The sequence below is a fragment of the Leucothrix mucor DSM 2157 genome (assembly GCF_000419525.1).
Taxonomy (GTDB): Bacteria; Pseudomonadota; Gammaproteobacteria; order Thiotrichales; family Thiotrichaceae; genus Leucothrix; species Leucothrix mucor.
Window position 1 is genome coordinate 1,154,668 of record NZ_ATTE01000001.1, and the last position, 12,988, is coordinate 1,167,655.

The following is a 12,988-nucleotide window of genomic DNA, read 5'->3' on the forward strand; positions in this document are numbered from 1 at the left end:
GATATTCACTATACACGCGACGGATAAGAGGAGAACGCCCCACAGCAAATGGCGAAACCGTCTGACTATAAACGTATTTTTTATCTCGGGGTTATGGTGACTTATCTTCATAATTTTCTAATTTTTTAAGCGCAGGGGGGGGTATTTGTTGCGCATGTGCATATATTTTTTTAATTATTGTATATAACTTTTGCACTTTATTGTCTGTAACTCAATGTATTTAAGACAAAGCGTCGATGTAAGCGGTTTGCTGTCTCAGTGGATACTGAATAAGGTATAAGAATGATGGCGCTAACAAGTGCACACCCAAGCCAGGATGTGCACACAGTGCGTTTGCTACGGACTAATTGTCCAGGTATAACTTTCATCCCGAGGGCTTTTGGGGCTCAAACTAACGTTATAACCGCCCGGAAGATTGGTTAAATTGATATAACCATTGTTGCTGAAATCAAAACGCTGAGGTGCGCCACCAGCTACTGATGGCATAACCTCGAACTTTCCCTGCTTGCCATCGCAGCCATGACCTTGAACGCGAGCAACTTTGATGGTGACTCGTTGACCAAGATTCACTGGCCCCATCATGCTACCGAGTCCCGGCTGTCCTTCATAGCAGTTATGCCAGCCGGTACCGATAACGAAAAATACGGGTTGATTGAAACCATTGACCAAATGTAGGTTAAAAATTCGGTTGGCGGCGGTTGCTGTGGAGGTCATTAAGACCATTGTTAGCAGTAGAGCTGCCGAACTGAAAATTCGGGTCCATAGTTGTTGTTTTTTCATGATATCTCTCCCTTGTAGTCATGAAACAGTGCTGTTTCATGTGAGTTTTTTATGCTCATTTATAACTATAGTATATGAGGGGATAAACACTGGTTTTATTGGGTGTTTTGGAATTATGGCTTGCAGTGGGTGGCGGGTAGTCCGGTATTTACTGTGCTTCGCCCCTCGATGCTCTCGGAAGGACTACGCAAAGCAAATACCGGACTACCCTTGGAGGCTTCGGTGGATGCATATAGGTAATTCAAAATTTGCTTGTGACTAGGTATGTCAGAAATTTCATCAGGTACTTTTGTATGGCTTATTGTTTCTGGTTTTGTTGTTTCAAGAAGGAAACAAAGCCCTGATTAGCCACCGACAACTGCCGCTTCTTTGACCAAGCCATACTTAACGACAGCGTCCGAGCTTTCTCAAACGGAATCCCCACCACCCCAGGTTCAGCATCCACCGCCACTTTCAGCGCGAGCGTCACCCCTTCACCTTCACGCACTAGCTGAATAATCATCCCCAGCAAGTCGGTCTCCACTGCAATATCCGGTGTGCGCTGATGCTCGGCATGTAGCTGCATGGTCAGTTGTCGCAGGTAATAATTCTGCTGATATAAAATCAGTCGCTGCTGGCAGTATTCCGCTTCGCTGATCGTCACCTTTTTTGCGAGCGGATGATGCTCGGCCACACACACGACTATCGGCTCATCGCACAGTTTTAACGATTCATGCGTTTGGTTCACACCTTGCGAGTTCACCACGCCCATATCAATGTCGCCGTTATCAATGCGATTCAGCACGCTCTCGGTGCCTTCGGTGATGATCCTGAAATCAATGTCGGGGTATTGCTGTTTAAAGCGGCGTATCAGCGGTGGGAAAAAATAGCTGCCGGTCATGGCGGTGGTGCTAAACGACACCAATCCGCTGCTTAAATTACTGAGTGCCGCCATATCCTGCTGCGCTTCACTGAGCTGGCGCAGAATGATACCAGCATGGCGATACAGCCGTTCACCTTCAACCGTCAGGCGAATTTGCCGTTCGCGTCGGTCAATCAGCAGCAGGCCTAACTCATCCTCCAGCTTACGAATGGCGACGCTAACGGCGGATTGAGCGATGTGCAGGTGCTCGGCGGCTTGGCTAAAGCTCTTTAGCTGACCCACACAGTGGAATATTTCCAGTTTTCTGCTATCCATTAAAGAGATCGTTTCCATATAAAGTATATATTTTATTTATGTAATCATCTGGCGTACAGTAAGTCAATACAAGCAACCCACCACACACTGGAGATACCATGAGCGCGAATTGGGGTAAATTTAACTGGCAAGACCCGTTTCTGCTGACAGAGCAGTTGAATGAAGAAGAAGTGATGGTGATGGACACCGCGCATTCTTATTCTCAGGAAAAGCTGAAGCCACGAGTGCGTGAAGCATTCCGCAACGAGACAACTGATCGCGAAATCTTTAATGAGATGGGCGAGCTGGGTTTGTTAGGTCCAATGATCGAAGGCTACGGTTGCTCGGGTGTGAGCACGGTGTCTTACGGTTTGATCGCACGTGAAGTTGAGCGTGTGGATTCTGGCTATCGCTCAATGATGAGTGTGCAGTCTAGTTTGGTTATGTACCCAATTTACACCTACGGTAGCGAAGCGCAGCGTGAAAAATACCTGCCGAAATTGGCTAGCGGTGAGTGGGTTGGTTGCTTTGGTTTGACTGAGCCGGATCACGGTTCTGATCCGGGTGGCATGAAGTCTCGCGCTAAAGCGGTTGATGGCGGTTACATCCTAAACGGCGCAAAGATGTGGATTACCAATTCACCAATTGCTGACGTATTTGTTGTCTGGGCGAAGACTGAAGATGGCGTGATTCGCGGCTTCATTCTCGACAAAGGCATGAAAGGTTTAAGCGCACCTAAGATCGAAGGCAAACTGGCTTTACGTGCATCGGTTACCGGTGAAATCGTCATGCAGGATGTGTTCGTTCCTGAAGAAAATATACTGCCAAATGCACACGGTCTGAAGGGTCCATTTGGTTGTTTGAACAGTGCGCGTTTGGGTATTGCTTGGGGTGCATTAGGTTCGGCGGAAGATTGCTGGTTGTCTGCGCGCTCTTACACCATGGAGCGTACGCAGTTCGGTCGTCCTTTGGCACAGAACCAGTTAATCCAGTTCAAACTGGCGCAAATGCAAACTGACATTAGCTTGGGTTTACAGGGTGTTTTGCAGGCATCACGCTTAAAAGATAAAGGCCAGTTAGCGCCTGAATTGATTTCGATGATGAAGCGTAACAACTGTACTAAGGCATTGGATATCGCTCGCATGGCACGTGATATGCACGGCGGAAACGGTATCTCCGATGAGTATCCGATCATGCGTCATATGATGAATCTGGAAGTGGTGAACACCTATGAAGGAACTGCTGACATTCATGCGCTGATTTTAGGCCGCGCACAAACCGGCTTACAGGCATTTTTCTGATGAAACCCATGAGTCCGCTGTCGGGGGTTAAGGTTGTTGATATGAGCCGCATTTTGGCTGGTCCTTGGGCTGGTCAGGTGTTGGCGGATTTGGGTGCGACGGTGCTTAAAATCGAGCGCCCGAAAGTCGGTGATGATACCCGTCACTGGGGGCCTCCTTATCTCAAAGATCGTGATGGTAATGATACTAAGGATGCGGCGTATTTCTTCAGTGCTAACCGTGGCAAGCAGTCGGTGTGTATTGATATCACGCAGCCGGAAGGTCAGGCGCAGATTCGTGAGTTAATTGCTTCGGCCGATGTGGTGATTGAGAACTATAAAGTCGGTGGATTGGCTAAATACGGGCTGGATTATGAGTCGTTAAAAGAGGCTAATCCCGCGCTGGTGTATTGCTCGATTACAGGCTTTGGACAGACTGGGCCTTACGCGCAACGCGCTGGTTATGATTTTATGATTCAGGCTATGGGTGGCTTGATGAGTATTACCGGTGAGCCGGATAGTGCCGGTGGCCAACCGACGAAAGTGGGCGTTGCGGTTACTGATATTTTTACCGGTTTGTATTCGGTAATTGGTATTCAGGCGGCTTTACATGAGCGCCAGCGTACTGGTTTAGGCAAGCATGTGGATATGGCGTTGTTTGACTGCTCGGCGGCGATTTTAGCGAATCAGGCCAGTAACTATTTGATTGGCGGTGTAGTGCCTAGTCGTATGGGTAATGCGCATCCAAATATTGTGCCGTATCAGGTGTTTGCCAGTGCTGATGGGCATTTGATTATTGCGGTGGGTAATGACGGGCAGTTTGCGAATTTATGCAAAGTGTTGGATTTGCCTGAGTTGGCGGAGCATGCCAATTCTAAAACCAATGCGGCCAGAGTTGGCAATCGTGAAGTGCTGTGTGCCTTGCTTCAGGTGGAGTTGGCTAAGCGCACGACTGCGGAATGGCTTGAAGCGTTGGAAGCGGTGAATGTACCGTGCGGGCCGATTAATACGGTGGATCAGGTGTTTAATGATCCGCAGATTTTGGCGCGAGATATGGTACAGACCGTTGAGCATCCGGTGGGTGGTGAGATTAAGCTGGCTGCCAGTCCTATTCGCTTTGTGGGGGAGGCTAAGGCTGAGGTTTGTGCGCCGCCGGTTTTGAGTGAGTAATATAGGGTGTGCAAAAGTTGATAGATTGTTCGTATTGTATGGAGTATTGTTGATATTAGACGGAATTTTGCTGATATCAGGTTCGTTGCTCAAGATCTGGAATTGACTTTTTTCTAATAGCGCTAAGTGGTTTTTTAGACACAAAAGGAATCCCAACAATGGCAATGGCTCCAAGAGAAAATTTGGCTGCCTTACACATAACCAGCTTCCCAATAGATGATGATTGCGTTGGGTCCAAGTGGACTGTAGCTAATGAGGATCAGCTCGCGCGGTTAATCGCTACGGTTGTTATGGGTCAGGCAATACATGCAGAGTATATTATCGATGAACTCTTACCAGCGGCACCTGCATTTTCGAACGAAGCCCTCAAGCAAGAAGCTGTAATAAAATTCACCGTACAGGAAGAAAACCAAACTCCACGCATCGGGTACCCACGATTTCAAAGGGATGGATTGATCTTTGAGCTTATTTCTTGGATAGCTGCGAAGCAGGCCTCCGGAGAAAGATGCTATCTTAAAGATCCTCATACTAGCGCCACATCCCAAGGTTTAGATGGGATTATGATAGAACTAAATGATGACAGTACTGAAATACTAAAATCGACGATCTTTGAAGATAAATGCACCACTTCACCTAGAGATACATTTACTCAGAAGGTAATCCCCGGCTTCTTAGATAGGCACAGCAATACTAGGAATACAGAGCTTATTGCTGCGGCTGCAAGCTTAATAAGAGTCAGTGGGGCACCTATGTCGCAAGTTGTAACAATGGCCAGTAAAGTTCTGGATAATAAATGTAGGCAGTATCGCGCTGGTTTTGCTTTAACCCAAGACTTCGAAGCTGATGAAGCACAAAAAGGCCTTTTTAAAAATTACAATAAAATACAGGGTATCAACCAAAGCCAAAGAATAGGGGCAAGTTTAATTGTTGATGACGAATTGAGAGATTGGTTTGACTCATTGGCAGACAAGATTATTGACTACATTCAAAACTTAGAGGTGGCATGAGTGTACGATCCTGAAACTGCGGCTTTGCTTCGTTCAGCCCCTGAGTTGCCTAATCTTATTCCAGACAATCTACCTCAGCTATTGACTCAACACTATGCTCAGATTGTTTCGATTAGGCTTGGAGGTGAGGATTTCCCCGAAGCTCACGAAGGTTGGGGGCTTGATAAAATAGCTGATGCTTATGAACTTATTGTGTCTGTAAGTGAGGATCCATCTATTAGGCGTCCTGCTGCATTTGTGGCTGCAAGTGCGCAGCTTATTATTGCCAGAAGACAAAAGCTTCTTGATGATGGTAGCGAAGCGCCAGAGAATATTAACCGAGATCGTTTATCTCCTGAATTAGCGGCAGTACTTTTATTTTTATCCTCAGAGCAATACGCTGATGCACATGAAGCTGCTTCTCAAGTTTCTAGTCAGAAAGAGAATCAAGACAGCATAGGTTCTATTATCACTGACCATATTGTTGACTTAGCCAAGGGAAGTCTCTCTACAATCATTTCACGAGGTAGTCGAAGGCATGAGGTGGTGGCAATACCTAGGGTGCCAAATGAAGAAACTGCGACATTAGCAATGTTAAACTCACTCGCTGAGGGCATTGAATTAATGGCTCAGGGCATCTTAGGTGGGTTAGAGCTCAATAATGCAGAACGGTCTCCAAGGTCTATATTTGAAAAAATAAAATCTCTTTCTGCAGGTTTAATTGAAAGTGAAACTTTTCATCGAATTGAATGCAGTTACCCTGGTAGTTATCACTTGGCAAGTCTTCTTATTGCAGCTTATGACGGGATATCAGAATCATCATTAACTAGGTTACCAGTCCCGAATGGTTCCGATCCAAAGTTTTGGAGAAAATGGATATCCTTCAGGGCAAATAAGTTTCCTTATGTTTGGCCGAATCACCGTAGAGCATTAGATGACGGATTTCATCAAAATGGAGTTTCTGCGGTAATGGTATTACCAACTGGTGCGGGAAAAACAACGATATCATCTATTAAGATTGCCAGTGTTCTTGGCCTAGGAAAGAAAGTAATATTTCTTGCCCCAACACACGCTCTAGTTGAGCAGCTTACTGCTGACCTACAAGGTATGTTTCCTCAGGAAATATTGGGCTCCTCTGTGTCGAGTGATTTTGATCTGCTATTTCAGGTGGGTGCAGTCCTTCCAGAAATAGAGGTTATGACGCCAGAAAGATGTTTGGCAATGCTTTCCTTCTCTCCATCCTCTTTTGAGGATGGAGGACTTTTAGTATTTGATGAGTGCCACTTGTTAAGCCCAGAATCTGGGAGAATTAGACGTTCATTAGACAGTATGCTGTGTGTGTTAGCTTTTAATAAAATTGCATCTAGTGCAGACATGCTATTTTTATCCGCAATGGTTGAAAATGGAAAGGAGTTTGCTTCATGGATTACTCATCTAACAGGAAGAAATTGCATCGGCATAGACCTTTTATGGAAGCCAAGCAGGCAAGCTAGAGGTCTTGTCATTTACAAGCAGGAGAGTATAGATACGATTAAAGATCGAGCTATAGAAGTGCAAACCCGGTTGAATCAAGAGGCAGGATCTATTGCAAATAATTTACGTGCGGCGGCAAAAAGAGAGTTGCTGATAACACCTTATGCCATTTGGGGACTTCAACATAACTGGTTGGACCAGGCCAATAAACGTGCGACTTGTAGTTATACCAAGTTAATTGATGGTCTTGTCAATCTTGGTGGAGGGCTGAGTAGGTATGGAGTAGCAGTACAGCCAAATGTAAATTATGTTTCCTCGAAAATAGCAGAGCTTAGTGCCAGAAATAGCCTAAAAACCATAGTATTTGTTAATCAGAAATCACACGCAATCTCAACATCCAAAAATATATCTAATGCTTTAGAAATCAAGATTGAACCCACTAGTGATGAACTTTTTATGTGGGAAGCTCTTGAGCTAGAGCTTGGCGGTTTAAAACATTCATTGCTTACTAAAGGTAATGCTGCGGTACCCCATAATGCTTCTATGCTTCGCCTAGAGAGGGACCTTTCTGAACGTATGTATAAACGAGACGGAGGAGCTATGGTTATAGTTGCTACGCCTACTTTAGCACAAGGCCTTAATTTACCTGCTCAACTAGCAATATTAGCAGGAGATAAACGTGCTGAAGTTGAAAGTGGTGGCCGAGAATCATTGGCAGCCCATGAACTATTGAACGCAGCTGCTCGAGCGGGCCGTGCTGGCCATTTAGCAAATGGTATTGTTCTACTCGTCCCTGAACCCGTTCTTTCATTTCCGGAAAATAAACAATTAAGTCCTGATGTTGTTCAGAAGCTTCAAGCCTTAATTCCAGAAGATGATCGTTGTGTTGAAATTTCTGACCCATTGGGAGTGATTTTGGATCGGATATCAGAAGGGAATACTATCGATAATGATGTTATTTATATGGTCAACCGCTTAGCGACTTTAGAGGATACTGAAAGTGATGGGAAGGTGCTTTTCAACCTTAGTCGGTCTTTTGCTGCTTATAGACTAAGAGAGAGTGGCCAGGAGGAAAAGCTCAATAATCAATTAGCTGAATTAGTACGCTTGGTTGCAGCTGAAGCGAATGATGATATTGATCAATCTCTTCTAATTCTGGCATCGCAAAGTGGGTTGCCTCCAATTGTTCTGTTGCGATTGAAGCAAAAAATTGAGCAAGATGTTGGTAGTCTTCCTTGCTCTATTCCAGATTGGATTGAATGGTTAATTAATTGGCTTATTTTAGACTTGGATGCAAGAAACCTGTTATTAGCTGATGTAAGACCATCTATTCTTGGAGCCATAGGTGAAAGGAAAGATGGAGAAATTACTGATGATGTGTTGCGCCGTTTATTGCCTGGAATAAACTCATGGATTTTGGGGATGCCTTTGAGAGATGTTGAATTGGCTTTAGGAGGCGTGCCCGACTCAAGTAATCAAACTGTAAAATCCTGTCCTAGGGTGAGAGAGTTAGTGGGTGCAGTCTTACCCCGAGGCCTCACATTTATAATAGGATTGGTAACACGAGTAGTAACTGAAGTTGACCCGTACGATACACAAGAAAATTTATTACCTGATGTTGTAGATTCTCTGAGCATGGCTATTCGGCTTGGCTATGATACTCCTGAAAAACTGAAGTATTCGATTTCTAACCCTTCGATTCTCTCTCGAGTTGCAGTGCATCAAGCTTACTTTCAAGAAATTAATTAGATGAATATTCTTTAGGGTTAAATATGAAACCTGATAGATGCAGAGCTTAGAAGTGTTCTGGTCAAGTCCAACCGGACACTTTAGTTTGAGATAGTTCAAATTCGACTGGCAAAGGTAGTGATATAGCATCAGCTTTTTGCTCAGTTTGAGTGTACGCTTGTGTTTAGTGGCTGGCTTAGCCTTTTCTATAGCCATGCTTAGTATGAATGAGTTTATACTCAATATGCCATACAGTAGGGACTGGGAAAGGTATTTGAACTCTCCGCTAATAATAAGCATAGATCCATTTTCTCTGGATTGATTGCTGGCAGTTTAATGGTCTAGGGCATCGAGGAAGTTTCGACAGAGATGAGGTTGTCACTGCTGACCTCCACGTAGTGGACTACAGATCTTGATGGGGTATATATGCATAATCTAACTGATACCAGACATGCGATAGAGGAGACATGGCCTGCAATAAAAGCAGAATGCCTGTCTGTCCTCGACTCAGAGCTGCATTATCAAGCAATGATTTATCATTTACTGCGAGAGTTTGGAAAAGTACCTGTCGCTCAACTTGGTATGAATGTGAAGATGTGGATAAGCAACCCAGTATCGTCACTGTTCCAAAAGTTAGACCAGTCCAAGCATCACGATTACCAGGGCGGTTTTGAACCGATACCCGACATTGTTATATTTAAACCATCAATAAGTGGGGATTGGCGAAGACGTAACAACGAGGCTACTTTGCTAAATATGTTGATTGCGATTGAAGTTAAAGCTTCAGAAAGAGCCAAAGGTCGCTTGAGACCGTCAGAAATCAATCTTGATATTCAAAAATTGGCTGCTCATCGGGAGGAGGTCGAAGCAAGAGGAGCGAGTATATTGCCGATCATGTTGATAGTAGATTCTGCTCCGATTGAGAGGGAGCGAATGACGGAGCAAGCACTCGATGAGTGTCAACGCTTAGCGATGAAGCTCAAAGTTGGCTTTTTATATGTCTCTCCCACAAATGAAATATACTGCATCGAAGATTGTTACTAATAAAGGTACGCATGTCACGTGTAGTTATAGTCTTTACAAACAGCTAGAAGTGAGGGGCAATTTTGGTAAAAAATAATATAGACTTGAGTAAAAAAATTTAATATTCAAGGCATATCTCTCTTTAGGCAACTTGGAGACTCAAAATATAATAGCGCTTTGAGTATTGAAGAGATTAACGAGCGAATTTTAAATTCCTGTATGTTTTCCGGTAAAATCTCAGTAGAGCAAGACCAAGGTTTCCAATGTGGCTTAGTAAGAGCTTCAATAGCTGAGCTAGTTTCTATCGAGGAGTTACCTGTAGTCAAGTTGCATAATGCAGGCAAGCCATTCCGGTTAAATACAACGGAGCATCCTTTGCTTTGTATAGTTAAAGAATTAAGAAACCTGCAGATGCATTTGTCCTCAGTTCAGTTAAGTGAATTTAGTAAAGATCTTCTTTGTGGGAGGCCTGATAAACCAGAGAATGCAATCCCCGTTACTAGAGAGCTTTTTTTTATTAATAATCTTAAAATTTCCGATTTTGAATCACTAAGAAACTATAACAATTATGACGTGTCTCAGTTCAAAGAAGCACTAACTTGGTTTAATGCTGAACAAAAAGAGTGGGGAATCTCTGAGTTACTTGAACAAGCATCTTATGTTTATGCTGAGAGTCTATCAAATATGATTGAAAATCACGTGGCGCTAACCCTCGATAGAAAAGTTATTTCATGACTTCGGCTAAACTGACCATTCTACTAAGCGCAGCTGTATTCTTTATCTACGGCGTTGGTTTTACCGTAGCTCCGACCCACTTCTCTCAACTGGTTACGGGCTCAGTTCCTTCTTCGGGCTCTGGTCTAATTGATATGCGGGCTACTTATGGCGGTATGTCGATTGCTACTGGCATCCTGCTTTATATTTTATCTCGCTCAGAAGTGCGTCTGGGGCTTATCGGCGTTGTGATCTTCCTATCGAGCATGGCGCTTACACGAGCCTATGGCATGGTTGTTGATGGTGAAGCGAACACGTACATGTATGTTTATCTTGCTCTGGAAGTTGTCGTTGCAGTAGTCGCTGCTATACTTTTGAAGAAGACTTAGCGTAAACACTTTTTAGTAGTTTACACGGCTTAGGGAAGGGCGGCTCAGCTATCCAGCCGCTATCACGACCTTGCAATATGAAGCATTGCTCTTGATTCAGATTCGCCCATGCATAATGGCACTTTATAAAATAGTTTCGCTTCGGAGGGTTAAGCCTGATTTGTTGCTACATTTATTTATAGGTAGTAACATAAGCCAAAAGCTGCGGAGAAATACCATGCAAATGACTAGTAGAGAATTTAATCAAGACCTAGGTCGCGCCAAGCGTGAAAGCCTGCGGGAGCCCATCATCATCACAGACCGAGGCGCTCCAAAGCATGTGTTAATGAGTTATGAAGAGTACCAGCTCATAATCCAAAAAAAGCCCCAAAGCGCTTATGAGTGGCTTTGCAGCTTAGAGCATGCTGACGTTTCTGATATTGAATTGGACATACCTCCACGAAGTACTGCTCAACGTTCCGCTGTAGAGTTTGATTAATGTATCTGCTTGATACAAATATAGTTTCAGAAATCCGGAAGATAGGACGAAACAAAGCGGACAAAAATGTCGTTGCATGGTTAAGCAATGTATCAAAGGAGTCCTTTTATACCAATGCTGTCGTGGTTATGGAAATTGAGAGAGGCATATTGCGCATGTCACGCAAAGATCAACAGCAAGCTGCTAGTCTAAAGGACTGGTATCAAACCGTTGTGAAGAGTATGTTTCATGAACGTGTTTTGCCAATCGATGAAGCTACTGCAAATATTTGTGCAACGTTACACATCCCGGACCTTGCTCCTGAAAATGACGCGTGGATCGCCTCAAGTGCTATACAGTACGACTTAACATTAGTTACACGTAATACTAAAGATTTTCAACACCCTAACTTACGGGTACTTAACCCATTTGAAGTTTGATAGCCTGTAAGTCGAATAGCTAAGATTAATCCTTACCGCATGCTGAGCATTAGGCGCTCAAATCAGCGTCTAAACTACAATAGTCTTTGACTATCGAGCTGCCCACTGTGCACCTCAATTGTTAACAGTGACCAACACCAAAAGGTAGCCTATGAAACTCAACAGCAACAAACTTCCATTCCTCGCCATCACGATCGCTCTATCAGCCGTTTCAATGTCTGCTGGGGCAGCCCCAGATAAATACGATGCCATTTATGATAAGTGCGTGACCGACGCAGGCACCATGAATAATAGCGTCGTCCATGGTTGCAGCACTGCCGTGTCTGATGCAGTCAAAAAAGACATGAACAGGCTGTACGATGTTATTTATAAAAACATCTCAGAAAATTCAGCGGACGATGCAAAGAAGTTTGAGCAGTCTCAACGCACATGGCTCAAATACAGAAAGTCTCATTGCGAGTTAATGGGGTCTTATGTTGGCTCACCCATGTACAGCTTTTGCCCGATGCAACTCAATAAAATCAGAGTTCAGGAACTCGCTGAATTAGCCGGGGAGTAAGTAAACCATGCCGATTTCAAATTACAGATCGGCATGGCCTAAGTTGGCTAAATAGGTAAGCGCAATGATAAGCAAGACATCCCACCGTCAATTTTTGCGCACTCCGTATTATTAATCTCACGTACCTCAAAGCCTTCATCGCGCAGCATTGCTGCTGTTTTTGGAAAGCCAGCAGGCATGATCACGAACTGATTAAAACGAATACTGTTCGCGGCCGCTTCTTCGCTTTCTGCCGTATAAAGCACGCGATAGCCTTCAAAACAACCAGAGGCTGCCAATCGCTTGGTCGATAAAATGGTGTCAGCGTCTAACAAAGAGCAGTCCGTTTTAAAGTGCAACACGCCTTCCGGTGTCATTACTTCACGTACTTGATAGCCCCAATCTTTTGCCAATTTACGTAGCTCAGTTACACCTGTCGCATCGGTTCGTTCGGAACGTCCGACAAGGATTTCTCGCCCGGTAATTAGAATATCGCCGCCTTCAATAAAGCCATTTTCAATGCTGCGAACATCTGAATATAAGGCGCGCAAGGTGCTTTCCATGTGTGCCACTTCACCTTGACGAGAGGGCGCACCTGGTCGCATCAAAATAGCCCCTTGCACAAGGCACAGCGCGGTATCTTCAACAAACGTGGAGTCAGGGTATTCATCCAGTGCTGGCAATTCATGTACCTCAGCGCCAGCCTCGCGCAATGTTGCGATATAAGCATTATGGTCTTGCAGCATTTGCTCAAAATCAGGAGTACCGGTGTCAACTGCACGTAAGCCATCGATCACACTGCGGCTTGGTTGACGGGTAATAGCGTGCGTGAATTGATACGACGAATCAGACATA

General features: G+C 44.4%; 13 protein-coding genes. 10 read left to right on the forward strand and 3 right to left on the reverse strand.

Going from position 1 to position 12,988, the window contains the following annotated elements:
- Nucleotides 1-336 precede the first annotated feature (336 nt).
- Both LEUMU_RS0105160 and LEUMU_RS0105165 read right to left on the reverse strand, forming a co-directional pair.
- Complete coding sequence (locus tag LEUMU_RS0105160) at nt 337-780, reverse strand: hypothetical protein (protein WP_022951207.1); 444 nt, start codon at nt 778-780, stop codon at nt 337-339.
- A gap of 298 nt (nt 781-1,078) precedes the next feature.
- Nucleotides 1,079-1,957 (reverse strand): LysR family transcriptional regulator, encoded by an 879-nt coding sequence (locus tag LEUMU_RS0105165; RefSeq protein WP_022951208.1) that lies wholly within the window; start codon nt 1,955-1,957, stop codon nt 1,079-1,081.
- Between the two features lie 98 nt (nt 1,958-2,055).
- On the opposite strand from LEUMU_RS0105165, the gene LEUMU_RS0105170 reads away from it, so the two are divergent.
- The 10 genes from LEUMU_RS0105170 to LEUMU_RS0105215 all read left to right on the forward strand — a co-directional run bounded on the left by LEUMU_RS0105170 (nt 2,056) and on the right by LEUMU_RS0105215 (nt 12,154).
- Nucleotides 2,056-3,237 carry an acyl-CoA dehydrogenase gene (locus LEUMU_RS0105170; RefSeq protein ID WP_022951209.1) on the forward strand — a complete coding sequence of 394 codons (1,182 nt, stop codon included), beginning with the start codon at nt 2,056-2,058 and terminating at the stop codon, nt 3,235-3,237.
- Nucleotides 3,237-4,385, forward strand: a complete 1,149-nt coding sequence (locus LEUMU_RS24765; protein ID WP_022951210.1) for a CaiB/BaiF CoA transferase family protein — start codon at nt 3,237-3,239, stop codon at nt 4,383-4,385. The genes LEUMU_RS0105170 and LEUMU_RS24765 overlap by 1 nt, the downstream gene beginning before the upstream one ends.
- Nucleotides 4,386-4,543: 158 nt before the next feature.
- Complete coding sequence (locus tag LEUMU_RS0105180; RefSeq protein ID WP_022951211.1) at nt 4,544-5,392, forward strand: hypothetical protein; 849 nt, start codon at nt 4,544-4,546, stop codon at nt 5,390-5,392.
- The gene (locus tag LEUMU_RS0105185) at nt 5,393-8,593 is read left to right on the forward strand and encodes a DEAD/DEAH box helicase (protein WP_022951212.1); all 3,201 of its coding nucleotides are present in this window, start codon (nt 5,393-5,395) and stop codon (nt 8,591-8,593) included.
- 405 nt (nt 8,594-8,998) lie between these two features.
- Nucleotides 8,999-9,616, forward strand: coding sequence for a hypothetical protein (locus tag LEUMU_RS0105190; RefSeq protein ID WP_022951213.1), 618 nt, complete (start codon nt 8,999-9,001; stop codon nt 9,614-9,616).
- Nucleotides 9,617-9,772: 156 nt separating this feature from the next.
- Nucleotides 9,773-10,330 carry a hypothetical protein gene (locus tag LEUMU_RS0105195; RefSeq protein ID WP_157474266.1) on the forward strand — a complete coding sequence of 186 codons (558 nt, stop codon included), beginning with the start codon at nt 9,773-9,775 and terminating at the stop codon, nt 10,328-10,330.
- The gene (locus LEUMU_RS0105200) at nt 10,327-10,698 is read left to right on the forward strand and encodes a DUF4345 family protein (RefSeq protein WP_022951215.1); all 372 of its coding nucleotides are present in this window, start codon (nt 10,327-10,329) and stop codon (nt 10,696-10,698) included. Before LEUMU_RS0105195 ends, LEUMU_RS0105200 begins: the two co-directional genes overlap by 4 nt.
- A 217-nt stretch (nt 10,699-10,915) precedes the next feature.
- Nucleotides 10,916-11,176 (forward strand): type II toxin-antitoxin system Phd/YefM family antitoxin, encoded by a 261-nt coding sequence (locus LEUMU_RS0105205; RefSeq protein ID WP_022951216.1) that lies wholly within the window; start codon nt 10,916-10,918, stop codon nt 11,174-11,176.
- Nucleotides 11,176-11,595: a type II toxin-antitoxin system VapC family toxin gene (locus LEUMU_RS0105210; protein ID WP_022951217.1), complete on the forward strand. Its 420-nt coding sequence runs from the start codon at nt 11,176-11,178 to the stop codon at nt 11,593-11,595. Before LEUMU_RS0105205 ends, LEUMU_RS0105210 begins: the two co-directional genes overlap by 1 nt.
- Nucleotides 11,596-11,746: 151 nt before the next feature.
- Nucleotides 11,747-12,154, forward strand: coding sequence for a lysozyme inhibitor LprI family protein (locus LEUMU_RS0105215; RefSeq protein WP_022951218.1), 408 nt, complete (start codon nt 11,747-11,749; stop codon nt 12,152-12,154).
- 47 nt (nt 12,155-12,201) lie between these two features.
- Here the strand turns inward: LEUMU_RS0105215 and LEUMU_RS0105220 are convergent, their stop codons facing one another.
- Entirely contained in the window at nt 12,202-12,987 is a 786-nt protein-coding gene (locus LEUMU_RS0105220) for a dimethylarginine dimethylaminohydrolase family protein (protein ID WP_022951219.1), read from the reverse strand.
- Nucleotide 12,988 lies beyond the last annotated feature (1 nt).

What these genes read in the sequence shown, in the direction of transcription:
- LEUMU_RS0105210 (WP_022951217.1), top strand. Translation starts at nt 11,176, where the DNA reads ATGTATCTGCTTGATACAAATATAGTTTCAGAAATCCGGAAGATAGGA.
- LEUMU_RS24765 (WP_022951210.1), top strand. Translation starts at nt 3,237, where the DNA reads ATGAAACCCATGAGTCCGCTGTCGGGGGTTAAGGTTGTTGATATGAGC.
- LEUMU_RS0105200 (WP_022951215.1), top strand. Translation starts at nt 10,327, where the DNA reads ATGACTTCGGCTAAACTGACCATTCTACTAAGCGCAGCTGTATTCTTT.
- LEUMU_RS0105215 (WP_022951218.1), top strand. Translation starts at nt 11,747, where the DNA reads ATGAAACTCAACAGCAACAAACTTCCATTCCTCGCCATCACGATCGCT.
- LEUMU_RS0105190 (WP_022951213.1), top strand. Translation starts at nt 8,999, where the DNA reads ATGCATAATCTAACTGATACCAGACATGCGATAGAGGAGACATGGCCT.
- LEUMU_RS0105160 (WP_022951207.1), bottom strand. Translation starts at nt 780, where the DNA reads ATGAAAAAACAACAACTATGGACCCGAATTTTCAGTTCGGCAGCTCTA.
- LEUMU_RS0105165 (WP_022951208.1), bottom strand. Translation starts at nt 1,957, where the DNA reads ATGGATAGCAGAAAACTGGAAATATTCCACTGTGTGGGTCAGCTAAAG.
- LEUMU_RS0105180 (WP_022951211.1), top strand. Translation starts at nt 4,544, where the DNA reads ATGGCAATGGCTCCAAGAGAAAATTTGGCTGCCTTACACATAACCAGC.
- LEUMU_RS0105170 (WP_022951209.1), top strand. Translation starts at nt 2,056, where the DNA reads ATGAGCGCGAATTGGGGTAAATTTAACTGGCAAGACCCGTTTCTGCTG.
- LEUMU_RS0105205 (WP_022951216.1), top strand. Translation starts at nt 10,916, where the DNA reads ATGCAAATGACTAGTAGAGAATTTAATCAAGACCTAGGTCGCGCCAAG.
- LEUMU_RS0105220 (WP_022951219.1), bottom strand. Translation starts at nt 12,987, where the DNA reads ATGTCTGATTCGTCGTATCAATTCACGCACGCTATTACCCGTCAACCA.